Below are 22019 nucleotides of genomic sequence, written 5' to 3'. Positions count from 1 at the left end.
GATGGAACCGTCAACACTGGGCGCCTTGCCGGTTCTGTATTCGTTTCGGCGCTGCCCTTACGCCATCCGCGCCCGCATGGCGCTGTTGCAAGCGGGGCTGGTGGTTGAGCTGCGTGAGGTCGTGCTGCGCGACAAACCCCAGGCCATGCTGGACGCTTCGCCCAAGGGCACTGTGCCTGTGCTGCAGTTGCCTGGTGGTCAGGTGATCGATGAAAGCCTCGGCATCATGCGCTGGGCATTGGCGCAAAACGACCCGCAAGAGTGGCTGGGGCAGCTTGAAGACCCCATGCAGCAGCAGCTTCTGAGCGTGAACGACGGCCCCTTCAAACAAGCCCTTGACGCCTACAAATACCCCGAACGGCACCCGCAACTGCTTGCTGAAGGGCACCGAACGCAGGGCGAAATGTTGTTGATTTCCGTCCTGGAACAGAGGCTGGATCAACACGCCTTTCTCGCGGGCGTGTCACCTGGCTTTGTTGACGTGGCGATCTTTCCATTCGTTCGCCAATGGGCTGCTGTAGACGCCGGCTGGTTTGAAAGCTGCCAATGGCCTGCTGTGCGGCAGTGGTTGCAACATTGGTTGCGCAGTCCCGCTTTCCTGGGCGTGATGCCGAAATACCCGGCCTGGAAGCCAGGTCAATCACCCGAAAGGTTTCCGGCGCCCACCATCGCCTGATGGGTCACGGGGCATCGGGTTGCAGTCCGGGGGCTGCCCGGGAGAACGCGGGCAACGCCGAGCACACGCTGTCGATACCCATGATCAGTGGCCAGCGCGTCAAGTCCACCTGGAAGCGCCGTGCGCTTTCGATCTGCGGAATCAAGTAGGCATCGGCCAGCGTGGGCGTGTCGCCGAAGCTGAAGCGGCCGCGCTTCTGGTCAGCAGCCAGCAGTGTTTCGTAGGCGTCAAAGCCGGCGCCGATCCAGGTGCCACACCAATCGTTGATGGCGGTTTCGTCTGCCCCGAAGCGGTGGCGCAGCGCTTCCAGAATCCTGCGGTTGTTGATGGGGTGGATGTCACACCCCACGATGGCGGCCAGCGCGCGCACATGGGCTCGATCGTTTGCATCGGCAGGCAACAGCGCAGGTCTGGGGTACTTTTCTTCCAGCCACTCGATGATGGCGGGCGATTGCAGCAACACCTGGCCATTGACATCCAGCGCAGGCACGAGCTGTTGCGGGTTGACCGACTTGAAAGCTTCGGTGAGGTGTGCCTCTTCGCCCAGGTGCACGGCGACGTATTCGCTGTCCAGGCCTTTGAGGTTGAGGGCGATGCGCAGGCGGTGCGAAGTGCCGCTGCGAAAGAAGTTGTAGAGTTTCATGGGGTAACGCTCACTCGGCGGCACCGATGGTCAGCGCCACATCGGCGACGCCCGCCACGCGACCTGTGATCTTGTCGCCCGTCACCACTGGGCCCACACCTTCGGGGGTGCCCGTATAGATCAGATCGCCGGGTTGCAGGTGATAGAAAAGCGAAAGGTCGGCAATGATTTCGCGCACGCTCCAGATCAACTTGCCCACATCGGACGTCTGCCTGGTGTTGCCCCGCACTTCAAGCGTGATGGCCCCACTGTCGATGATCTGACCTTCCATCGGCACAACTTCGGAGCACACCGATCCCTGTTCAATATCCTTGCCCAGATCCCAGGGGCGGCCTTTGTCGCGCGCCACGAGTTGAAGATCGCGGCGTGTCATGTCCAGGCCGGCCGCGTAGCCATAGATCAGCGCGTGGGCCTGTTCTGCCTTCACGCGAAACCCCGCTTTGCCTATTGCCACCACCATCTCCATTTCGAAGTGGTAGTTCTGGCTCTCGGGCGGGTAGGGAACGGTCGCACCGGATTGCACCAGCGTTTGTGGTGACTTGGTGAAATAGAAGGGGCGTTCGACCGACTTGTCCACGGGCTTGCCCATTTCGACGGCGTGCGCATGGTAGTTGCGACCGACGCAGAAGATGCGGTTGATCGGGAACTGCTGCGTTGTGCCGCGGATGGGCAGTGACTGAACGGCGGGCGGGGAGAAAAGGTACTGGGTCATGACAGCAAGCTCAAGAATTGAAGGGGCGGGCGCGTGAGTGGGTTATCTGACTTCATACACGCCGAGCTTCTGGTGCAACGGCGTCTCATCGGCCATGAACAGGAAAGCCGCCTCGGTGGCCGAGGTGTTCCTGAGCGCGATGGCGGTGTAGCCCGGCGCGCAGCAGGTGTCTGCCTCGACCAGGGTGAAACGCTGCGATTCGATGTGGACCTCGGCGCTGCCTTCGATCTGGTGCAACACGGTGGCAGGCGAGCGCGCGGGCAGGTTCAGCGTTTGACCGGGGCGCAGCATGAGGGCGTAAAAACCCAGGATGTTCTGGCAGTGCGCCCCGGTTTCGGGGTTGGTGTAGGTCACCTGTACGTGGTCAAGATCGGGGCGGTCTGCGGCCAATGTTTCCAGCGCAGCGCGCGCATCGGCCCAGGGGTAGCGCAAGATGGGATAGGGCTTGCCGCTGCGTTCGAATACGGGTGTGGGCACCAGGCCACCATGCGCGTAGGTGCGCTCACCGTGTTGGGGTTTCACTGCCTGTCGCCCGCCGTTGACGTGGTAGCTGGTTTCCATGTAGTACACCAAAGGCAGATCCAGAACGTCCAGCCACACCACGGGTTCCGTGCCGTCATGGCCGTGCTCATGCCACAGGCCGGTGGGTGTCAGGATCAGGTCGCCGCGAACCATTTCACACTTTTCACCGTCCACGTTGGACCAGGCCCCCGTGCCTTCCACCACCATGCGAACCGCATTGGGCGTATGGCGATGCGATGGGGCCCACTCACCGGGCAGCAGCAGTTGCATGCCCAAATACATGGCGGCGCTGGCCTGCATTTTTTCCAGCCCATGGCCGGGGTTTGCGAGCACGAGCACCCGCCGTTCCGCCTTCTCGATCGGCGTCAAATCCCCCGCCTTGAGCAGCAGGGGTTTGATGGTTGTGTAAGGCCAATGCGTTGCGCGCGTCTGCCGCGTAGGCACACCTGGCGGCAAGACACCACGCAAGCTGGGCCACAGGGGGACGAGGTTGTGCGAAGCCAGCTCATCGCGGTAATCCTGTGGCAGGTCTTCCAGGCGGCCCAGTTCGTTCATGGTGGTCTCCAAAATGGTCTGTTGCGCGGGCGTGAAGGGTAGCCAACCGACCGGTTCCTGCGTCTCGTTGCCCACGAGGCTTCCGTCAAAGCCACTGCAGGCGGCCGTGCATCTCGAGACCAGGGCTTGCCGGGTGCCTTTACCCGCCTACACTAATGATCAGCATACTGATTATTAGTGTATCGGTTGCCTTGACCGTGAGCAACATGAAAAATATGGCCGTGCGAACGGCGCGGTTTTCAGAGGGGCCGCGGTTCGAAGCCGATGCGCAGGCCGTCTTCGGTCACCGTGATCTTGCCTGGCCGCATGCCCAGCACATCGAGCACAGCCAGGTCTTTGTCCTTGAACTGGTGCAGGACCACTTCCTGCAACGCCGCTTGAGCCAGGGCCGGCCCGTATACGCGGATCAGTTCCACGGCTTCTGGCCTGATGCCGGGAAAGTCCAGGCTGTTGAAGCTCAGTTGATGGGCGCGTACGGTTTTGTCGCGCGCCTCGTAGCGCAGGGCAAAGCCCACGCCCAGACGCCCGGCTTGGGTGCGGTTGAGTGCCGGGCCCTGGGCGCTGACGTCCATGTCGGCATCGATGCGGTTGGTCTGTGGCCGCATGGCGAGCCGTGGCGTGCGCACGATCAGGTCGAGAAAACCGGGCACCGGGTATTTGATGGGGAAGTGGGGCAACAGCATCTCGCCCAGTTCTTCGGTGGTGACCGAGCGCCCGGCGCCCTGGTCGCGCGGATCGCCGTCATCGGCCCGCGCGGCGGGCAGCACCATCAGCGATGCCGCCGCGCCAACCCCGTACCGGATCAGCCAATCTCTGCGTGAAGCGTTCAACTTAGTCATGGTCATCATTCTCTCCGGTTGTTGCCTGTCCGGCAGGTTTGAGCTGGTCGCCAATTTTCAGCCGGCCGCCCCGCAGCAGCATCGCGGTCAAACCACCATGGCCGCGCATGGCGTTGTATCCCCCCGGACCGCGCAGCGTTTCCATGCGCGAACAAGGGTCACAGGGTCCTGTGACCTGCAGCAAGACTTCATCGCCCAGTTGCCAGACCAGGCGGTTGTCAGCGAAAGGCGATCGCAGGCTGAGCAGGTTGATGCCACTGATCACCAGGTTGCGCCGCAAAGCCCCCGCGTCAAGGTGGTCCAGACCGACCCACCGGGCCAGCAGTGGCATGTGCTCCGCCTGGATCAGCGAGATTTCGCGGGCGCGGCGTTCCGGGCCCGATCGAAGCCGGCTCGACCTGTGGTCGCCAAGCAAACCCCGGCCGACTTCGGCTTGCGCTTCGCCCAGCGCGCGCATGGCACCCCGCCGTTCGCTGCGAACCCAGATGGCGTCCAGCCGGCCTGGAAACGGGAACTGAGCGGTCAGGGCGCGCAAACCGCCGGGCTCCGCCAATGGGGGGCCTTGCCGGAAAGCGGTCGGTGAAGAGGACATGCCGTCATGTTGGCACATTCAGGCCGGTGCACCGGTCCGGGTGAGACAACCCCACGCACGCAGAGTGCACGGGAATTGGGTGATCATGTGGCTCTGTTGTCCTGTTGATGAAAGTGAATGCACCATGTCTGCCCCTGCCGATCCCCGTCCCACCGGCCTTCCGAGGGTGAGCGCTGCCTTGCTGGGCCTGGCACTGGACAACAGCTACGCCACCGAACTTGTGGGCCTGCACGCGCCCTGGAATCCCACACCCGCGCCGAAGCCGCAGTTGATGGCGCTGAACGCCGAGCTGGCCGGAGAACTGGGTTTGAACATCGGGGCCCTGGCGGGTGCAGATGGTCTCGCCGTGCTGTCGGGTCAGGCCTTGCCCAGCGATGCCAGCCCGGTGGCACAAGCCTACGCAGGCCACCAGTTTGGCCAGTTTTCTCCGCAACTGGGCGATGGCCGCGCGCTGCTTCTGGGTGAAGTCGTTGATACCCTGGGCCACCGCCGTGACATCGCCTTCAAAGGCTCCGGGCGTACCCCGTTTTCACGCGGTGGTGATGGCAAAGCTGCGTTGGGCCCGGTCTTGCGTGAATACCTGATGGGTGAGGCCATGCAGGCTCTGGGCATACCCACCACGCGCGCCCTGGCCGCTGTCGCGACAGGCGAGCAGGTGCAGCGCGAGCGTCCGCTGCCAGGGGCCCTGCTGGTCCGGGTGGCGAGCAGCCACCTGCGCGTGGGCACCTTTCAATTCTTTGCCTCCCGGCAGGATCTTGAGAAACTCACACGGTTGGCCGACTACGCCATTGCCCGCCACGACCCAGCGCTGGCAGGCCAGGCCGACCGCTACCTGCGCTTCTTTCAGGCAGTGGCCGCGCGCCAGGCATCGCTGATCGGGCAATGGATGGGCGTGGGTTTCATCCATGGCGTGATGAACACCGACAACATGACCATTTCGGGCGAAACCATCGACTACGGGCCCTGCGCTTTCATGGATGGCTACGATCCCGGCACCGTCTTCAGCTCCATTGACCACAACGGTCGTTACGCTTACGCCAACCAACCCCTGATTGCGCGCTGGAATCTGGCGCGACTGGCCGAAGCGCTGCTGCCACTGATGGGCGACGACAGCGATCTGGCTGTTGCCCAGGTCACGCAAGTGATCGATGCTTTTCCAGGGATGTACCAGTCGCAAAGTCTGTCAGTGATGCGCCGCAAGCTGGGCTTGAGCGCCAGCGAGAGCCAGGGCGATGAGCAAGGCATCAGCGACGCCACCTTGGTCGAAGACTTTCTCGCATTGCTGCAAGCCCATGGCGTGGATTTCACGTTGGCCTTCCGCCATCTCGCGGACGCGGCCGAAGTGGACAACGGCCAGGCACCCGCGTTGATGGCCCTGTTCGCGGCTGAAGGGCGCGAAGCCATGCTGGCCTGGCTGCAGCGCTGGCTGTCGAGGGCCACACAGAGCGGACGCCCTCGCGGCGAACTCGCACAAGCCCTGCGCGCTGCCAACCCGCTTTACATACCGCGCAACCACCTGGTGGAGGAAGCCCTGGAGGCTGCCACCGAGCAGGGCGATCTGGCACCGTTTGAGCGGCTTCTCGACCTGTTGAAAAATCCGTTTGAAGAGCGGGCCGGGATGGACCGGTTCGCCCAACCTGCGGCCGCGGAACAGCAATTGGGTTACCGCACCTTCTGCGGGACCTGAGCGAACAACCGGTGTTCACGGAGTAAAGTGGTCGCGCCGCTTTTCTCACCACCATTTTTGCGCCTTCGCGCCGCCGCCCCTTGAAGCCTGTCCCTGCTCCTGCTCCCGCGCTCGACATCAACCAGTTGCCTGGTTACGCCATCCGACGCCTGCACCAGATTTCGGTGGGGATCTTCCTGCAAGAGGTGGGCGACCTGGGCGTGACCCCGGTGCAATACGCGGCCTTGCAACGTGTGGGCAACCAGCCGGGTATCGATCAGCGCACGCTGGCACGCGGCATTGCACTGGATACCTCCACCACCGCTGGCGTGGTCGACCGGCTCGAAACACGCGGCTGGATGGAGCGGCGCACGGCGCCTGAAGACCGGCGCGCACGCCAGCTGTTTTTGACGCCTGACGGGCAACGCGCTTTGGCCGCCACCGTGCCTGCCATGCTGCGCAGCCAGGAGCAGATCCTGGCGCCGCTCACCCCGGCTCAGCGCAAGGAATTCATGCGCCTGCTTGGCATGCTGGTCGAAGAGAACAACACCCTCAGCCGTGCGCCGGGGCACCGCGACGCCTCTTGAGCGTTGGCGCCTGCAGCCGCGTCACCGGGGCATCAGGCCAGTTCGATCATGTGTTTCAGGTCCCAGTCCTGGCGCGGGTCGGCCAGAGCGCTGCGCTCTTCGTGTTCGTTGCGTTTGAGAGCCACGAACAGGTCCACCATGGCATCGCCCAACATGGCACGCGCGGTTGGGCTGCTCGCCAAAGCGTCGAGCGCGTCGGGCAGGTTCAGTGGCAGCAGCAGGCGGTGATCTTTGCCGCCCTTGACGGCCAGGCGGTTGCGTAAACCGTCCAGGCCAAAAGCCAGCGTGGCGCCGACGACGAGGTAGGGGCTGGCGTCGCCACCGGGCAAGCGGTTTTCTACCCTGACTGCGGCCGGATCGCCTGCGGCAGGAATCCGGAAGGCGGCCAGCCGGTCGTCGTGCCCCCAGTCGGCGTGGGTGGGCGAAGAGTCGCTCATGGCGATGCGGTCAAACGACATGTCGTACGGGGCGAACAGTGCCATGGCCGAAGGGGTGTGGGCCTGCAGGCCGGCGATGAAGTGCATGAGCTCAGGGGAGGCCAAACCGTCGGGGGTGGCAAAAACATGTGGCCAGTCGCCGGTGGTGTGTTGCAGGCTGAAGTGCCAGTGCATGCCGGTGCCAGGCTGGTCGGTGAAGGGTTTGGCGGCGAAGCTGGCCAGAAAGCCCTGGCGGTTGGCGATCTCGCGCGCCAGTCGTTTGAAACGGAACACCGCGTCGGCCTGCTGCAAGGCGGGCCCGGGCCGGAAGTTGACTTCGTACTGCGACAGGGATGCCTCGTGCAGATGCCCGGACACCGGAATACCCAGGGTCTCGCAGCCCGCGTAGAGCGCATCGAAAAAGGGCTCGAACTGCGCCGTTCGCTCCAGCGAATACTGCTCGCAGGTTTGCTCCAGCGTCGGTGAAGCCGGGTGGGCCTTGGCGCAGTCGATGGCTGCGCCGTCGCGGCGCAGCAAGAACATTTCCAGCTCTGGCGCGACCGTGGCTTGCAGACCCAGCAAGGCGTATTGCGCCAACACGGTCTTCAGCCAGGCGCGGGGCGAAAGTTCGCACGCATCCACCTCACGGCCCAGCGAGGAGGAGAACCAGCGGCCCACAGGCTCGCAGAGCACGGTGGCTTCATGCGGCCGGCCCGGCCGGGCACGCAGGGTGTCCAGATCGGCGAGCAGTTGCATGTCGCTGTAGCCCTTGGGCATCAGCGAGCCGAACAGCGCCTCGGGCCAGCCGCCGGTCACCGTCATGCCAAACAACACATTGGGCAGGCGGCAACCTTGCTGAGCCACGAACTCGTCTGCCGCCAGCCATTTGCCGCGCGCCAGAGAGGTGAAATCGGCAAGGGCACATTCGATCGTCTGTGCGCCTAGCGCCTGGGTTGCTGCGGCAAAATCGTTGGATGAAGTCATGGTCAAGGGCGTCGGGCAGTCGGTTGGGGCAGGCGCTGATGTTCGCATGCCCCTATGTCAGCAAAGTTCGCGGCCGAGGCATAGGATGTTGGCACTCTCTGTTCCCATCGATTCGCCGTACCTTTTGTGTGCAGGGCGAAACCACCCACAGGACCTTCACATGACCGACAAAACCACCCCTTACATCCCACCCAAAGTCTGGACCTGGGACCAGGCCAATGGCGGCCAGTTCGCCAACATCAACCGCCCCATCGCTGGCGCGACGAGCGAAAAAGACCTGCCCGTGGGCAAGCACCCCCTGCAGCTGTATTCCATGGCCACGCCCAATGGCGTGAAGGTCACGGTCATGCTTGAAGAGCTGCTTGCACTGGGTCACAAAGGCGCCGAGTACGACGCCTGGCTGATCAAGATTGGCGAGGGTGACCAGTTCACCAGCGGCTTTGTGAACATCAACCCCAACTCCAAAATTCCCGCGCTGCTCGACCGCAGCACCGCCACGCCCACCCGCGTTTTCGAGTCGGGCTCCATCCTGCTGTACCTGGCCGACAAGTTCGATGCCTTCCTGCCGAAGGAACCTTCTGCGCGGGCTGAAGTGATGAACTGGCTGTTCTGGCAAATGGGCTCGGCGCCTTACCTGGGCGGCGGTTTTGGGCACTTCTATGCATACGCGCCCGAAAAGTTCGAATACCCGATCAACCGTTTTTCCATGGAAGTGAAACGCCAGCTCGACGTGCTCGACCGTGCTCTGGCCGAGCGCCCCTACATCGCTGGCAACGACTACACCATCGCCGATATCGCCATCTACGCCTGGTACGGCGCGCTGGCCGAAGGCCTGCTGTACAGCGCCGCCGAGTTCCTCTCGGTGCAGGAATACACGCATGTGCAACGCTGGGCTGCAAGCATCAAGGCCCGCCCTGCGGTGGCCAAAGGCCGCAAGATCAACCGCGTGTGGGGCGACGAAGCCGATCAGGTGCCGGAGCGGCATTGATGGCGTGTACCGGTCTGGTTGGTGAGCCCCCGGTGAAGCAGACCGGTTGAACGCCATCCGGCTCGGTGCAAGAATGCCTGATCCGCCTGGCTTTTCAGGCGGTGAGAAAGGACCTCACCGATGCTGTTGAAGACCGTTGCACTGTCTGCCGTTCTGTTTGTATCCACCACAGGTTCGGCTTTGGCCGCGCCGGGCCCCCAGGAGGCCTGTCAGGCGATTTCCGAACACGCTCGGGAAGCGGTGGCTTTGAAAAAGCAGGGCATCGCAGTGGACAAGGCCGTTGCCCGGTTCTCGGCGCTGCCGGTGCCGGGCAGCGTGCCCTCGGCCCAACACGACTTCTACCAGTCCAAACTGCCCAGTGCCATCAAGTTCGCCTACATGGCGGGCATGTCGGGTGATGGCACGGCCGCGTTTTATCTGAAGCAGTGTTTGCAGGGTTCTTGAGCAGCCAGTGCCGATCCTGCCCGGATGCGGCGAAATGTGCCGGGCATCCAAACGCTCCGCAAAGAAGGGGGCGGTGGATCGAGCCCAAGCGGGATCGTGCTTGCGCTGATGGGTTCAGAGCAGCAGCGACTTGAGCGGGACAGCGGGATCGCCCAGCAACGCCGTGTCCACCGAGATGCCTGACGCGATCAACTTGCGCGACATCATGTGGTCGAGCGGTGCGTTGACCGACTCGGCACACAACAGCTTGCCGCCGTCGAGATGAAACAGGGTAAAGCTGTTGGCCTTGGCGCCCGGGCGCAGTGTGGTGTCGCATGAGCGGGGCAGCAGGCCTGCCATCTGCAGGCGCACGGGTCCTTGCTCCGACCAGAACCAGGGCAATGCCCGGTAGGGTTCTTCGCCGCCAAGCAGCGTGGTGGCGGCGGTGAGGGCATGGTCGTTGGCGTTCTGCACCGACTCCAGTCGCAGCCGCGCGCCATCGGGCGTGAGGAACGCGGCGCAGTCACCGATCGCCAGGATGTGGGGGTCGCTGGTGCGCAGACAACCATCGACCAATACGCCGTTGTCTGTGGCCAGACCGCAAACGTCGGCCAGATCCGTTGCCGGGACGGCACCGATGCCCAGCACCAATTCGTCCACAGGCAGGTGGCTGTTGTCGTCGACCTGAATCGATACCAGGCGGTCGTCTTGTATGTCATAGCCACCGATGCGCACACCGATCTGAATCTCGGTGCCCATGCCCCGGTGGTGTGACAGCACATGTTCGGCAAGCCGCGCCGAGACAGAGCGGCCCAACAGCCTGGGCGCCACTTCCAGCACCCTGACTTCCAGGCCGAGCTGGCGTGCAGAGGCTGCGAGCTCCAGGCCGATGAAGCCTCCACCGAGCACAGTGAGGCGCTGCCCGGCCGCACCCATTTCGCCCAAACGGGTGCGCAAGCGGCGCGCATCGACGGCGTCACGCAGCACGTGCACATTGCGCAGACCCGGTGGCAGGGCCTCAAGCGTGCGCGCACGCGTGCCCGTGGCCAGCACCAGCTGCTGGTACGCAAGGTCCGAGCCGGAGCGCAACCGCACCCGCTGCGTTGCCCGTTCGATGGCTACCACCGGGTCCCCGAGACGGGTCTGTATGCCTTGCTCGCCGTACCAGGCGGCCGACTTGTGCGGGGCAATGGCTTCGTCTGGTTGCTTGAGAAATCCCTTGGACAGCGGTGGGCGCTGATAGGGCAATTCGTTTTCGGCGCTCACCAGGTGCACCCGCCCGCCATGTCCGGCCTGGGCAAGGGCGCTGCACAAGGCCGCGGCGGCATGGCCGCCTCCGACGATGACGATCGGTCCATTCTTCACGGTTCGTCTCCTCGAACACGGCGCAACTTTGCGTGGGGGTAATGGTGTGACAGGTAGTCGTGCGTCGCTTTTTCGACGGCCGGCAGGTTGTCGTGCAAGCGACGCAGCAAGCCGATCAGGGTCTCGCGTTCCTGCCCGTTCAGCACCGCCAGAAACGCGCGCTCGCGCTCCATGGCCAGTCCCAGGATCTCGTCGTGCATGGCGCGGCCGGCCGGCGTGATGGTGGCGACCCGCAGGCGGCCATCTGCGTCGTCCAGCGCAATGGTGATGAGTCCGCGTGTCTGCATGCTTTTGAACGCCCGGCTCACCGAGGCCTTGTCCATGCCGATGGTGCGCGATATCGCCTGTGCGGTCAGCGACTTTTCGATGGCCAGCAACACCAGCAGCCGCCAGGTCTCGATGCCCACGTTGAAGGCGCTGAGATAGGCCGAAGACGCCCCGCCAGACAGCTTGTTCGCGATCCAGGTGAAGAACGCAGGCGTATAGCGCTCGAGATCGACCACGGCCTGGGGGTTGGCGGTGCGGGCGGAGGCTTTGCGTGTGGGAACCGGGGCGGGAGACGACTTGCTCATGGGTTGGGTTGCAGCGTGGCGAAGCCCCTATTGTTGCCGCTCGGGCAGGCGCACCACCAAACCATCCAGCGCCGCCGATGATTTGATCTGGCAGCCCAGCCGGCTGTTGGGGCGGCGCTCGCTGGCGGTGCACTCCAGCATTTCCTGCTCGGTCGCCAGCGGGGCGGGTAAGCGGTCGCCAAAGGCCTCGTCCACGTACACGTGGCAGGTCGCGCACATGGCCGAACCGCCACACTCCCCCACGATGCCCCGCAGCCCGGCCGAGACGGCTGCCTGCATGAGGCTCTGGCCTTCGGGTACCTGCAAGGTGCGGCTTTCTCCGGCGGCATCGATCAAGGTCATTTCAAACATGGGGGCATCCTTTCAAGCGGGAATCAGGCGCACCGGCATCGAGCCCAGTGCACGCAGGGTGTTGTTGAGGCGGCGCTGGGGTGCGCCGATGAGCTCGATGCGCGAGACGCGCTTGGCCAAAGCGGTCAGCACCAATTCGCCTTCGAGGCGGGCGATCACCTGGCCCACGCAGCCGTGAATGCCCGATCCAAAGGCCATGTGGCCTGCCGGGCGGCGCTGGATGTCGAAGCGGTCAGGGTCGGGCCACTGGCGTTCGTCGCGGTTGGCCGCGGCCAGAAAGGTCATGACCTTGCTGTCTTTCGGCATCTGCACGCCAAACAAGGCCGTGTCTTTCGAGGTGGTCCGGAAGAAGGTCTGCACCGTGGACTCGAAGCGCAACGCTTCCTCGAACGCCGGGCGGGCGAGGGTGTGATCGGCGCACAGGCTGTCGTACTGTTCCGGGTGGTTCGCCAGGCACAGGATGGCGTTGCCAATGCCGTTGACGGTGGTGTCAACGCCGGCGGACAGGAAGGAGCGCACCAGCAGTGGGGCTTCTTCGTGTGTGATCTCTCCGGCGTCGGCCGCCTGGTAGATGAGGTCGCCAAAGCCGCCGGGACGCAGGTTCTCGCGCTGGCAGTGGGCCATGATCCAGGCCGTCACGGGTTGCACCAGCTCGGCCGATTTCTGCAGACGCTCGTTGCGCGGGCCAAAGGCATTGAAGATCATGTTGCCGTAGAGCAGCAGGTTTTCCCGGTCGGCTTCGCCGACGCCCACCGCGTCGGGAAACACCTTGAGCGGATACACCTCGGACAGGTCCTTCACGGCGTCGATGACCTCGCCCGCCGCCTGTCTTGCCAGCAAACGGTCCACCAGCGACTCGGCCTCGTCGGTGAACGTGGCCCGGACTTGCACCACGGTTTTGGGCGAGAGGATGCGCGCCAGGACGGCACGGGCCTTGGTGTGCGACGGCGGGTCCGCCTCGAGGATCAGGCTTTTCGGCCGGAACGGCGCCTCCTTGTTGAAATTCGCCAGCCCGACGCCGGCGCCCGAGATGTAGGTCGCGTGGTCGTTGAAGACGGCGTGCACCGATTCGTGGCGCGCGCAGGCGTAAACCCCGTAGGCGGGAATCCACACCACCGGGCCGGCCTCGCGCATTTGGCGGTGGGCGTCGTAGGGGTCGCTGAGGAAAGCATCGCTGAACGGGTCGATGTCGACCACTGGAACGTCAGCGGGCGCAGCCAAGGCGGCGGGCGTCGCGGGGGTGTGGGTGTTCATGGGATGTCCTGTCGTGACGGGTTGTATGTGGTTTGTGAGTGTGTGTGGTCAATGTGCGCCGGCCACACCGACGTAGCGCTCCAGCAGGTCCTTGCGCTGGCCGAGGGCCGCGCTCTCGCTCTCGTGCACCACCTCGCCTCGCTCGAGCACCATGGCGCTCGGGGCGAAACGCAGCGCATCGTCGACCTTTTGTTCCACCAGCAAAACCGCCACGCCGGTGTCCCGCGCGAGGTGCTCGAAGGCGCGCATGAGTTCGATGCAAATGATCGGCGCCAGACCTTCCAGCGGCTCGTCGAGCAAGAGCAGCGTTGGTTTGCCCAGCAGGGTGCGCGCCACGCTGAGCATTTGTTGCTCGCCCCCCGAGAGTTGCTGGCCGCCGTTGTGTCGCCGCTCGGCCAGGCGCGGGAAGAGCGCATAGGCTTCGTCGAGCGCACTGCGCGGCCGACCCTTGAGGCCCGCCACCAGGTTTTCTTCCACGGTGAGAGAGGGAAAAATGTCCCGTGTTTGCGGCACGTAACCGATGCCGGCCTGTGCGCGTTGGCGGGTTGACCACCGCGTGATGTCCTGACCGTCCAGCCGAATGTGGCCGGCCTTCACATCGGCCAGACCCATGATGGCCTTGAGCAGCGTGGTCTTGCCCACGCCATTGCGCCCGATGAGCGCGAGGCGCCCGCCCGAGGCTAGCGAGAGGTTGATGCCGTGCAGCACCTGAATGGCTCCGTAGCCGGCGGTGAGTTGGTCAACGTGCAGAAGGTCGGTCATGTGGTCAAGCCTCGGCGCCCAGGTAGGCCGTGCGCACCGCCGGGTGGCGGCGGATGTCCTGCGGCGTGCCTTCGGCCAGCACCGCCCCTTCAGCCAGCACCAGCATGCGGTCTGCGAAGTTGAAGACCAGGTCCATGTCGTGTTCGATCATCAAGATGGCCAGATCGCTGGGCAGGGTGTCGAGCGCTTCCAGCACCACCTGGCGCTCGCCGCTGGGCACGCCCGCCATGGGTTCGTCCAGGAGCAGCACTTGCGGCTTGAGCGCCATGGCGAGGGCGATTTCCACCAGCCGTTGCTCACCGTAGGCCAGGTCGACCGGGCAGCGTTTGGCCAGGGTGTCCAGGCGCAGGGTGTGCAGGATCTGCGTCGCTTCTTCGCGAACCGCATGAAAACTGTCGAGCGCACGGAGCATCTGGTTGACTGAACCGCTGCGCTGGTGAATGGCCAGCTCCACCTGACGGTGGATGGGCAGGCTGGGCGCGAGCTGCGTGATCTGAAAGGTGCGCGCGAGGCCGCGCTGCACCCGCCTGGGCTGGGGCCAGTGCGAGACGTCTTCCCCCTTGAGCCAGACGCTGCCCTGGCTGGGCGAGAGCACGCCGGTGATGAGGTTGATCAGCGTGGTCTTGCCGGCACCGTTGGGGCCGATCAGGCCAACACGGTTGCCCGGGTGCAGCGCAAACGAGACATCGCGGGTCACCTGCAGGCCGCCAAACGATTTGTTCAACTGGCGCACATCCAGCAAGGGCGGCATGGTCATGCGACCTCCCTGGCAACGGGCAAGGCGCGCATCACGCGTTGCCGCAGGGCTTCAAACAGGCGCGCCCGCGGCACGAGCACCACGAAAACCAGGAGCCCGCCGATGATGAAAAGCCAGTGGTAGGGGTTGATGGCCGAGGCGGTGTGGTGGATGAGCATGAAGGCTGCGGTGCCGCCAATGGCGCCGAAGAGGTTGCCGGCGCCGCCCAGCACCAGCATCACGAGGGCATCGGCCGAGAGCTCGAAGCCCAAGGTGTCCAGTCCAACGATCTGGTTGACCTGGGCGTTGAGCGCGCCGCCAATGCCGGCGAAGGCCCCGGCCAGTGTGTAAAGTTTGAGCAGTTGCCCGCGCACCGAGCCACCGATGGCGCTCGCGCGCAGCCGGTTCTGATGGATCCCCACCACCGACAGTCCAAAAGGCGAACCCATGAGGCGGCGCATGGCCCACAGGCAGACCAGCATCACCACAAAGCAGTAAACGAAGGCCACCTTGCCGTACAGGTCGAACGACCACATCCCGAGAATCTTCTGCACCTCGAATCCCGTGAGGCCATCTTCACCGCCGGTCCAGTCGCGCAGCTTGCTGGCGCCGTTCTGCGCGATCTGGCCGACCGCCACGGTGAGCATGAGAAAGGTGAGTCCTTCGTAGCGCAACAGGAACAGTCCCGAGAGCAACGCCAGGAGTGCGCCGGCCAACGCCCCGGCAAGCAGACCGATGAGCGGATTTCCGGTGACGTGCATGGCCAGCAGGCCGGTGGCATAGGCGCCGATGCCGAAGAGCGCCGAGTGGCCGAGCGTGGCGAGTCCGCCATAGCCCACCACCAGGTCAAGTGACATCACGAAGATGGCCATGGTGGCGATGCGCGCGGCCAGTGGCAACTGGTCCGGGAACACGAAGTAGATCAGCGCAGCCAGCGCGACGAGCAGGAGGTAAGGCAGCGATCGCTTCATGGCATCAGGCCTTTCGGGCGGTCAGCAAGCCCTGCGGGCGCCAGGCCAGCAAGATGGCCATGGCCAGGAAGAAAAACAGCGAGCCCCAGTCGGAGGCAAGGTATTTGCTGGCGGTGTCGATGATGCCCAGCGTCAGCGCTGCGGCCAGCGACCCGGCGATGCTGCCCATGCCGCCCACGGCAACGACCACCAGAACCAGCACCAGGTATTTCACCGGGTAGTAGGGTTCCAGCGGCATGAGTTCGGCGCCGAGGATGCCTCCGAGTCCGGCCAGGGCCGCACCGACGGCGAAGGTGAGCACATAGACCCGTTGCACGGGAATGCCCAGGGCCGAGGCGGCGGCGGTGTTGTCCACCGTGGCCCGCAGCCATATGCCGAAGCGGGATCTGTTGAGCACCCAATAGGCCGCCAGCACCACCAGCAATCCGCTCGCTATCACCAGCAGACGCTGCGCTGGCAGGGTTCGAACACCAAGGTCGACCGCGTGCGAAAGGGCCGGGGGCAATGGAATGAGTTGCACCTCGGGCCCTGCCAGCAGGTTGGCGGTGGCCACGAAAAGGAAGGTCAGGCCAATCGTGAAAAGCACCTGCTGCAGCTCGGTGCGACGGTACAGGCGGCGCAGCACCGTCACCTCGAGCAAGGCGCCCAGCAAGCCAGTGGCCAGCACGGCCAGTGGAACGCCAAGGTAAAACGACAGGCCCTGCTCCCGCACCAGCCATGCGGCGATGTAGCCGCCGGTCATGGCAAACGCGCCGTGCGCGAGGTTCACGAAACGCATGAGGCCCAGCGTGACCGACAAGCCCACGGCGATGATGAACAGCACCATGCCGTAGGCGATGCCGTCGATCAGGATGTTGGCAAGCAGTAGCACGCGGTGGTCCTCGTCGTGTGTCCGGGTTTACTTGCGCAGGCCGTGGTCAACCTGCGGTCCAAAGTTCTGGACCTCCTTGTTGACCATCAGGCCGCCGGCGCCCTTTTCGACGGTGCGCAGGTAGACGTTCTGCGTGATGTGGCGGGTGGTGGGGTCGATGCTGACCGGGCCACGGGGGCTTTCCCACTGGTAGCCCTTGATCGCCGCCATGGCTTTGTCGCCATCGCGTTGACCTCCCGTGGCTTCGATCATCTTGTGGATGACCGCCATGCCATCCCACGCGCCGACGGTGGCGTAATTGAGCACAGCGTCTTTGTTGACTTTGGCCACGGCATCGGCAAAGACCTTGTTGGCGGGCGAGTCGTGGGCCGCACTGTAGTGGAACGCGGTGGTCAGGCCCAGGGCCGAATCGCCAAACTTCTGCAGGTCGAATTCGTCGGTTTCTGCCGTGCCAAGGAACTCGATGCCCGCGGCTTTGAGGCCGTTTTCGTTGTAGGCCTTGACGAAGCCCAGGTTGGGCGGGCCGCCGGGCAGAAACACGTAGACCGCTTGTGCGCCGCTGGCCTTGATGCGCTGGGCGAACGGCGCGAAGTCGGTGGTGCGGATCGGCATGCGGATGCTTTCCACCACCTCGCCGCCTTGCTTGGCGAATTCGGCCTTGAAGGCGTTTTCTGCGTCCACGCCCGGCGCGTAGTCGGTCACCGCCGTGATGACCTTTTTGATGCCCTTTTTGGCGGCATGCTGCGCCATGGGCACCGTCACCTGCCACAGCGTGTAGCTGGTGCGCACGTAGTAGTCGCTCTTGGTCGTGATGTCGGAGGTGGCGGCGTTGAACACCACGAACGGTGTTTTCGACGCCTGGATCACCGGCGCCACCGCGAACGCGTTGGGCGAAAACACCACTCCGCCCATGTAGTCGACCTTGTCCTTGATCACCAGCTCTTGCGCGAGGGTGCGCGTGTTGGCTGGATTGGGGCCGCCCTCGTCGCGGTAGATGAACTCGATGTCTTTGCCCGCGAGTTTGCCGCCCTGGTTGGCCACATAGCCTTCGGCGCCGGCCTTGAACAGCGCGCCATAGTGGGCGAACGGGCCCGAGAAGGGGGCAATGATGCCCACCTTGATGGTCTCGGCCGCAACGCTGCCCATGGCGAACGCTGCAGCAATCGTACCGACCAGCTTCATTTGAAAACGCATGCTTGTCTCCTGGTGTGGCGCTTGCGCTCTGGACGGCGAAGCGAGATTGGATGATAGTGAAACTAGTTGATATATCAACTAGTAGTAACCCCAACAAATGGCCCATGTCCATCGGCCCAGGTTCCGAATGCCCGCCGTTGGGCCATTGCGCAGCGAACCGGGCCTTCAATGCCCGGTTCTGAGAGTGAATGGGTGACCGCACCTGCGCCTTCTGGTGTTCAGGCGCGCACGACTGTCAGGGTGTGACGCACCAAGGCGGGGCCGGCACACAGGCGCTTGCCCGTGCAGAGGCCGTTCCACTTGTGGTGCGTGGGAAAGCGGATGCCGGGCTTCCTGCCGGTCTCACCAGCCTTGGTGCCCAGCTCGACCTCGTTGAGCGTTGGCCTCGATCTGGCGCTCGCTTCAAAAGGCCCGGCTGATGACCAAGCCGGTGAAGCTGGGTTTGACGATGGGCGTCAGGATGCAGGTGTCTGTGGCAAAGGCTCCCAGCGCCGCGCCGATGGCGCTCGAGGCGAAGTCCAGCAAGGAGCCCGACTTGCTGGACCCGTGGGCCGCCTGGTAGCCCTGGTGCAAGGCCGAAGCCCCGGTGGCGACCGCGAATCCGATCCAGGCGCGGTTTTCCGATTCGCTGTAGGCGTGTGTGACGACACCGGCCAGCGCCGCACTGAAGGCGGTGTGGCTGAGTTCGCTGCTGGCGCCGTCATAGGCTTGTGCAAAACCCGAGAACGCCAGGGCGCCGATACAGATCCATTGTTTCATTGAGGTGATCTCCGGTGTTCGGTCGTCGAGCCATTCCGCAGGGTCCCGTGTGACCGTTTTGCTGCGCCATCGGAACCCATTCACCGCCGCGAAGGGCTTGTTCAGCGTTGAAGCACAAGCACCTGTTGAACCGCTTCGGCAATGACCGACTCTTCATTGGTGGGAATCACCCAGACCGACACCGGTGAATCGGCGGCGGTGATGCGTGGCCCGTGTTGCGCATTGGCTTGCTGATCCATCTCAATGCCCAGCCACTGGCTTTGTTCACAAATGCGCTGGCGAATCTCTGTCGAATGTTCCCCGATACCGGCGGTGAAAACCAGGGCATCCAGGCCGCCGAGCGCGGCCACGAGCGAACCCAACTCGCGAACGGCGCGGTACACAAACAGCTCGATCGCTTCTTGCGCCGTTGGCGCATCGCTGTCCAGAAGCTCGCGCAGATCCGACGACAGACCCGATACGCCCAGCAGACCACTGCGTTTGTAAAGCAGATCGCTCACTTCAGCGGGCGACAGGCCCTTCTGCTCGATCAGGTGGAGCACCACGCCAGGGTCGAGGTTGCCGCAGCGGGTGCCCATGACCAGGCCATCGAGCGCGGTGAAGCCCATGGTCGTGGCCATGCTGCGCTGCCCCTTCATGCCACACATGCTGGCGCCGTTGCCCAAATGGGCGACCACCACCTTGCCGCCGGCCTTGTCGCCCAGGAATTGGGGCAAGGTTTGCGAGATGTACTGGTAAGACAACCCGTGGAATCCGTAGCGCCGAATGCCTTGGTCGCTGAGCGATCGGGGCAGGGCGTAGGCCTGCGCCACCTCAGGTTGGGTGCGGTGAAACGCTGTGTCAAAACACGCGACCTGAGGCAACTCCGGGAGTCTGGCCTGCAGCGCGCGGATGGCGCGCAAAGCCGGCGGCTGGTGCAAAGGCGCGAGCGAACTCAGGGCGTCCAGCTTGAGCAGCACCTCGCTGTTGATGCGCACGGGTGATGCGAACACCCTGCCGCCATGGACCACGCGGTGGCCCGCGGCGACCAGCCGGTGCGTGCCATCGCGGTGGGCCTGCAACCACGCCAGCACGGTCCCCATCGCCTGTTCGTGCGGATTCGCCGAACTGTTGGCGGGCAGCAGGCTGTTGTCGGCTTCATGGCCTTCTGCATCGAACGCCGTGAAGTGGGGGTGTGTGCCCAGTCCTTCGACCTGACCGTGGGCCAGCCGGGAAAGCGGGGCTGCCCCTGAGGTGATTTCGTACACCGCGAACTTCAGACTCGATGAGCCCGAGTCGAGCACCAGAATGACGTCGTGCATCTCAGGCCTTCGTGGCGTGGTGGTGGGCCAGCAATGCCACGGCACACGAGGCCACACGAGAATGCGCCGAGTCCGCCCGGCTGGTGAGCACGATCGGCACCTTTGCGCCCAGCACCACACCGGCGGCCTGTGCATCGGCCAGGTATTCGAGTTGTTTGGCCAGCATGTTGCCGGCCTCGAGGTTGGGCACCACCAGGATGTCGGCGTCGCCCGCCACCTCGGAATGGATGCCCTTGATGCCCGCGGCGAAGGCCGAAATGGCGTTGTCGAAAGCCAGGGGGCCATCGAGCACGCCGCCCACGATCTGCCCTCGATCGACCATCTTGCACAGCGCCGCTGCGTCCATGGATGAACGCATTTTCGGGTTCACGGTTTCGACCGCCGACAGGATGGCCACTTTGGGGCGAGCGATGCCCAGGGCGTGTGCCAGGTCGATCGCGTTGCGCACGATGTCGGCCTTGGCTTCGAAGTCGGGCTCGATGTTGATGGCGGCGTCGGTGACCAGCAGGGGCTTGCCATACCGGGGCACATCCAGCACGAAGATGTGGCTGATGCGGCGTGCAGTGCGCAGGCCATTGGCCGGCGCCACCACTTCGCTCATCAGCTCGTCGGTGTGCAGGCTGCCTTTCATCAAGGCATGGACTTCACCGGACTGCGCCATCGCCACGGCTTTCTGTGCAGCCGCATGGCTGTGTGGCACGTCGACCATGGGCAGTGCCCCGATATCGAGTTGGTGTTCCGCGGCCAGCGCCCGAATTTTTTCGGCAGGGCCGACCAGAACCGCCTCGATCAAGCCCAGCTGCGCCGCCTGAACCGCGCCTTCCAGCGCGTCTCGGCTGCAAGGGTGCACCACCGCCATGCGCATGGGTTTGTATTGCTGGGCGGCGGCGAGCAACTGGCCATAGCGCAGGTTCTTGTCGGCGAGCAGCACGTCGGGCAACTCGGTGCGGTGGATGCGCAGTTTCTCTTTGGGCGGCACCACTTCGGCCTGCCCGTCGATGACCACCTCGCCGTTCTGATCGACGCAGCGGGTATCGAGCACCGCGCGGTGGTGTTCGGTGTCGAGCGAAGCCACGGTGACGCTCACCGTCAGCGTGTCGCCCGGATGCACAGGGCGCAAAAAGCGCAGGTTCTGGCTGACATAGATGGTGCCGGGCCCCGGAAACTCGGTGCCCAGCACCATGGAGATCAAGGCGCCACCCAACATGCCGTGGGCGATGATTTCGCCGAAGCGTGTCGTTTTTGCGTAAGCGGCATCGACGTGGGCCGGGTTGACATCGCCCGACACCTTGGCGAACAGCACGATGTCGGCCTTGGTCAGCGTTCGCTGGATGGAGGCGCTGGCGCCCACGCGCAATTCGGCGAAGGGATGGTTTTCGATCCAGAGTTTTTCCTCTGGCATCGGATTGTTCTCATTGAACATTTTGGGCGGCCTTGAACGCGTGAAAGAAGAGAGGGAGGCCTGGACTTCAGCCCACGATGTGGTAGCCGGCGTCGACGAAGGCGATGTTGCCCGTCATGCCGCGGGCGGCGTCGGTGAGCAGCATGGCGGTGACCGCGCCGACCTCGTCGATGCTCACCAACTGGTGTTCCGGCGCGCGTTGCGCCGCCTGCTCCAGCAGGGCATCGAAATGGTCAATGCCCGATGCGGCGCGGGTCTTGATCGGGCCCGGGGACACCGCATGCACGCGAATGCGCTTGGGCCCCAGCTCGATGGCCAAATAGCGCACCGTGGATTCGAGCGCCGCCTTGACCGGGCCCATCATGCCGTAGCTGCCAATGACTTTCTGGGCACCGTAGTAGCTCATGGTGACCATGGCGCCGCCATCGGTCATCAGGGGCTCGGCCAGGTGCGCCATGCGGATGAACGAATGGCAGGAGACGTTCATGGCGCGCGCGAAACCTTCTGCGCTGCAATCCACAACACGGCCGTGCAGGTCGTCTTTGGGCGCGTAGGCAATGGCGTGCAGCACAAAGTCGAGCTTGCCCCATTGCTGGGTGATGCGCTCGAAAACAGCCTCGAGCTGACCCGGTTGCTCGACATCGAGCGGCATGAAGATCTCGGCGCCCAACTCGTCGGCCAATGGCGCGACATAGGGTTTTGCGCGGTCGTTGAGGTAGGTCAGCGCGAGCGCACCGCCCAGTTGGTGAATGGCCCGCGCGCAGCCGTAGGCGATGCTGTGCTCGTTGGCCACACCCACCACCAGCCCCCTTTTTCCGGCCAGGCTGGCAAACGGATTCGGCTGCTGGACAACGGCGGTTTCAGACGGCATGGTGATT

24 protein-coding genes are annotated in these 22019 nt (G+C 64.3%); 5 read left to right on the top strand and 19 right to left on the bottom strand.

All coding sequences use genetic code 11. The features are described 5' to 3' along the window. The first annotated feature begins 1 nt into the window (after window position 1). Entirely contained in the window at window positions 2-676 is a 675-nt protein-coding gene (locus LPB072_RS21950; RefSeq protein ID WP_066096089.1) for a glutathione S-transferase, read from the top strand. Window positions 677-680: 4 nt separating this feature from the next. On the opposite strand, the gene maiA is transcribed toward LPB072_RS21950, so the two are convergent. The 5 genes from maiA to LPB072_RS21925 form a co-directional block, all read right to left on the bottom strand. Beyond that, the gene (maiA, locus tag LPB072_RS21945) at window positions 681-1319 is read right to left on the bottom strand and encodes a maleylacetoacetate isomerase (protein ID WP_066096085.1); all 639 of its coding nucleotides are present in this window, start codon (window positions 1317-1319) and stop codon (window positions 681-683) included. Window positions 1320-1329: 10 nt separating this feature from the next. After that, entirely contained in the window at window positions 1330-2031 is a 702-nt protein-coding gene (locus LPB072_RS21940; protein WP_066096082.1) for a fumarylacetoacetate hydrolase family protein, read from the bottom strand. A gap of 42 nt (window positions 2032-2073) precedes the next feature. Then, a complete protein-coding gene (locus tag LPB072_RS21935) occupies window positions 2074-3108 on the bottom strand; it encodes a cupin domain-containing protein (protein ID WP_066096281.1) in 1035 nt (344 codons plus the stop codon). 239 nt (window positions 3109-3347) lie between these two features. Then, window positions 3348-3947 (bottom strand): hypothetical protein, encoded by a 600-nt coding sequence (locus LPB072_RS21930; RefSeq protein ID WP_066096278.1) that lies wholly within the window; start codon window positions 3945-3947, stop codon window positions 3348-3350. Continuing rightward, entirely contained in the window at window positions 3940-4539 is a 600-nt protein-coding gene (locus tag LPB072_RS21925) for an MOSC domain-containing protein (protein ID WP_066096275.1), read from the bottom strand. The genes LPB072_RS21930 and LPB072_RS21925 overlap by 8 nt, the downstream gene beginning before the upstream one ends. A 124-nt stretch (window positions 4540-4663) precedes the next feature. On the opposite strand from LPB072_RS21925, the gene LPB072_RS21920 reads away from it, so the two are divergent. Together LPB072_RS21920 and LPB072_RS21915 are read left to right on the top strand one after the other, a co-directional pair. Next, a complete protein-coding gene (locus tag LPB072_RS21920) occupies window positions 4664-6226 on the top strand; it encodes a protein adenylyltransferase SelO (protein ID WP_082877164.1) in 1563 nt (520 codons plus the stop codon). Window positions 6227-6306: 80 nt separating this feature from the next. After that, window positions 6307-6792 carry a MarR family winged helix-turn-helix transcriptional regulator gene (locus LPB072_RS21915; RefSeq protein ID WP_066096079.1) on the top strand — a complete coding sequence of 162 codons (486 nt, stop codon included), beginning with the start codon at window positions 6307-6309 and terminating at the stop codon, window positions 6790-6792. A 32-nt stretch (window positions 6793-6824) separates the two neighbouring features. On the opposite strand, the gene LPB072_RS21910 is transcribed toward LPB072_RS21915, so the two are convergent. Continuing rightward, the gene (locus tag LPB072_RS21910; RefSeq protein WP_066096076.1) at window positions 6825-8192 is read right to left on the bottom strand and encodes a glutamine synthetase family protein; all 1368 of its coding nucleotides are present in this window, start codon (window positions 8190-8192) and stop codon (window positions 6825-6827) included. Between the two features lie 160 nt (window positions 8193-8352). Here LPB072_RS21910 and yghU point away from each other — a divergent pair, with 160 nt between their 5' ends. Further along, complete coding sequence (gene yghU / locus LPB072_RS21905) at window positions 8353-9180, top strand: glutathione-dependent disulfide-bond oxidoreductase (RefSeq protein ID WP_066096073.1); 828 nt, start codon at window positions 8353-8355, stop codon at window positions 9178-9180. A 120-nt stretch (window positions 9181-9300) separates the two neighbouring features. Further along, window positions 9301-9624 carry a hypothetical protein gene (locus tag LPB072_RS21900; RefSeq protein ID WP_066096070.1) on the top strand — a complete coding sequence of 108 codons (324 nt, stop codon included), beginning with the start codon at window positions 9301-9303 and terminating at the stop codon, window positions 9622-9624. Between the two features lie 114 nt (window positions 9625-9738). Here the strand turns inward: LPB072_RS21900 and LPB072_RS21895 are convergent, their stop codons facing one another. From LPB072_RS21895 to fabI, 13 genes are all read right to left on the bottom strand, one after another. Next, window positions 9739-10968 (bottom strand): NAD(P)/FAD-dependent oxidoreductase, encoded by a 1230-nt coding sequence (locus LPB072_RS21895; protein WP_066096067.1) that lies wholly within the window; start codon window positions 10966-10968, stop codon window positions 9739-9741. Beyond that, on the bottom strand, window positions 10965-11540 hold the full coding sequence (locus LPB072_RS21890) for a MarR family winged helix-turn-helix transcriptional regulator (protein WP_066096065.1): 576 nt from the start codon (window positions 11538-11540) through the stop codon (window positions 10965-10967). Before LPB072_RS21890 ends, LPB072_RS21895 begins: the two co-directional genes overlap by 4 nt. A gap of 27 nt (window positions 11541-11567) precedes the next feature. After that, complete coding sequence (locus LPB072_RS21885) at window positions 11568-11891, bottom strand: 2Fe-2S iron-sulfur cluster-binding protein (RefSeq protein ID WP_066096062.1); 324 nt, start codon at window positions 11889-11891, stop codon at window positions 11568-11570. Between the two features lie 12 nt (window positions 11892-11903). Then, window positions 11904-13145 carry a cytochrome P450 gene (locus LPB072_RS21880; protein ID WP_066096060.1) on the bottom strand — a complete coding sequence of 414 codons (1242 nt, stop codon included), beginning with the start codon at window positions 13143-13145 and terminating at the stop codon, window positions 11904-11906. A gap of 48 nt (window positions 13146-13193) precedes the next feature. Then, window positions 13194-13907 (bottom strand): ABC transporter ATP-binding protein, encoded by a 714-nt coding sequence (locus tag LPB072_RS21875; protein WP_066096058.1) that lies wholly within the window; start codon window positions 13905-13907, stop codon window positions 13194-13196. Window positions 13908-13911: 4 nt separating this feature from the next. Next, window positions 13912-14664, bottom strand: a complete 753-nt coding sequence (locus LPB072_RS21870; RefSeq protein ID WP_197508879.1) for an ABC transporter ATP-binding protein — start codon at window positions 14662-14664, stop codon at window positions 13912-13914. Beyond that, window positions 14661-15614, bottom strand: coding sequence for a branched-chain amino acid ABC transporter permease (locus LPB072_RS21865; RefSeq protein WP_066096055.1), 954 nt, complete (start codon window positions 15612-15614; stop codon window positions 14661-14663). Before LPB072_RS21865 ends, LPB072_RS21870 begins: the two co-directional genes overlap by 4 nt. A 4-nt stretch (window positions 15615-15618) precedes the next feature. Continuing rightward, window positions 15619-16485: a branched-chain amino acid ABC transporter permease gene (locus LPB072_RS21860; protein ID WP_082877162.1), complete on the bottom strand. Its 867-nt coding sequence runs from the start codon at window positions 16483-16485 to the stop codon at window positions 15619-15621. A 27-nt stretch (window positions 16486-16512) separates the two neighbouring features. Then, window positions 16513-17679, bottom strand: a complete 1167-nt coding sequence (locus LPB072_RS21855) for an ABC transporter substrate-binding protein (RefSeq protein ID WP_066096053.1) — start codon at window positions 17677-17679, stop codon at window positions 16513-16515. A 402-nt stretch (window positions 17680-18081) separates the two neighbouring features. After that, a complete protein-coding gene (locus LPB072_RS21845; protein WP_066096264.1) occupies window positions 18082-18438 on the bottom strand; it encodes a hypothetical protein in 357 nt (118 codons plus the stop codon). 101 nt (window positions 18439-18539) lie between these two features. Then, complete coding sequence (locus LPB072_RS21840; protein ID WP_066096047.1) at window positions 18540-19739, bottom strand: acetate/propionate family kinase; 1200 nt, start codon at window positions 19737-19739, stop codon at window positions 18540-18542. A gap of 1 nt (window position 19740) precedes the next feature. Continuing rightward, the gene (locus LPB072_RS21835) at window positions 19741-21162 is read right to left on the bottom strand and encodes a bifunctional enoyl-CoA hydratase/phosphate acetyltransferase (RefSeq protein WP_197508878.1); all 1422 of its coding nucleotides are present in this window, start codon (window positions 21160-21162) and stop codon (window positions 19741-19743) included. Window positions 21163-21208: 46 nt separating this feature from the next. After that, window positions 21209-22012, bottom strand: a complete 804-nt coding sequence (gene fabI / locus LPB072_RS21830) for an enoyl-ACP reductase FabI (RefSeq protein ID WP_066096044.1) — start codon at window positions 22010-22012, stop codon at window positions 21209-21211. Window positions 22013-22019: the final 7 nt, after the last annotated feature.

It is taken from the genome of Hydrogenophaga crassostreae (assembly GCF_001761385.1).
GTDB lineage: Bacteria > Pseudomonadota > Gammaproteobacteria > Burkholderiales > Burkholderiaceae_C > Hydrogenophaga > Hydrogenophaga crassostreae.
Note: the sequence above shows the minus strand (reverse complement) of the source record. Positions and strands in the feature narration are given on the sequence as shown.

Coding starts and splice junctions, on each gene's coding strand:
- LPB072_RS21865 (WP_066096055.1), bottom strand. CDS start 15,614: ATGAAGCGATCGCTGCCTTACCTCCTGCTCGTCGCGCTGGCTGCGCTG.
- LPB072_RS21880 (WP_066096060.1), bottom strand. CDS start 13,145: ATGAACACCCACACCCCCGCGACGCCCGCCGCCTTGGCTGCGCCCGCT.
- LPB072_RS21900 (WP_066096070.1), top strand. CDS start 9,301: ATGCTGTTGAAGACCGTTGCACTGTCTGCCGTTCTGTTTGTATCCACC.
- LPB072_RS21940 (WP_066096082.1), bottom strand. CDS start 2,031: ATGACCCAGTACCTTTTCTCCCCGCCCGCCGTTCAGTCACTGCCCATC.
- LPB072_RS21950 (WP_066096089.1), top strand. CDS start 2: ATGGAACCGTCAACACTGGGCGCCTTGCCGGTTCTGTATTCGTTTCGG.
- LPB072_RS21935 (WP_066096281.1), bottom strand. CDS start 3,108: ATGAACGAACTGGGCCGCCTGGAAGACCTGCCACAGGATTACCGCGAT.
- LPB072_RS21930 (WP_066096278.1), bottom strand. CDS start 3,947: ATGACTAAGTTGAACGCTTCACGCAGAGATTGGCTGATCCGGTACGGG.
- LPB072_RS21840 (WP_066096047.1), bottom strand. CDS start 19,739: ATGCACGACGTCATTCTGGTGCTCGACTCGGGCTCATCGAGTCTGAAG.
- LPB072_RS21910 (WP_066096076.1), bottom strand. CDS start 8,192: ATGACTTCATCCAACGATTTTGCCGCAGCAACCCAGGCGCTAGGCGCA.
- LPB072_RS21875 (WP_066096058.1), bottom strand. CDS start 13,907: ATGACCGACCTTCTGCACGTTGACCAACTCACCGCCGGCTACGGAGCC.
- fabI (WP_066096044.1), bottom strand. CDS start 22,012: ATGCCGTCTGAAACCGCCGTTGTCCAGCAGCCGAATCCGTTTGCCAGC.
- LPB072_RS21855 (WP_066096053.1), bottom strand. CDS start 17,679: ATGCGTTTTCAAATGAAGCTGGTCGGTACGATTGCTGCAGCGTTCGCC.
- maiA (WP_066096085.1), bottom strand. CDS start 1,319: ATGAAACTCTACAACTTCTTTCGCAGCGGCACTTCGCACCGCCTGCGC.
- LPB072_RS21835 (WP_197508878.1), bottom strand. CDS start 21,162: ATGTTCAATGAGAACAATCCGATGCCAGAGGAAAAACTCTGGATCGAA.
- LPB072_RS21925 (WP_066096275.1), bottom strand. CDS start 4,539: ATGTCCTCTTCACCGACCGCTTTCCGGCAAGGCCCCCCATTGGCGGAG.
- yghU (WP_066096073.1), top strand. CDS start 8,353: ATGACCGACAAAACCACCCCTTACATCCCACCCAAAGTCTGGACCTGG.
- LPB072_RS21920 (WP_082877164.1), top strand. CDS start 4,664: ATGTCTGCCCCTGCCGATCCCCGTCCCACCGGCCTTCCGAGGGTGAGC.
- LPB072_RS21845 (WP_066096264.1), bottom strand. CDS start 18,438: ATGAAACAATGGATCTGTATCGGCGCCCTGGCGTTCTCGGGTTTTGCA.
- LPB072_RS21870 (WP_197508879.1), bottom strand. CDS start 14,664: ATGACCATGCCGCCCTTGCTGGATGTGCGCCAGTTGAACAAATCGTTT.
- LPB072_RS21890 (WP_066096065.1), bottom strand. CDS start 11,540: ATGAGCAAGTCGTCTCCCGCCCCGGTTCCCACACGCAAAGCCTCCGCC.
- LPB072_RS21885 (WP_066096062.1), bottom strand. CDS start 11,891: ATGTTTGAAATGACCTTGATCGATGCCGCCGGAGAAAGCCGCACCTTG.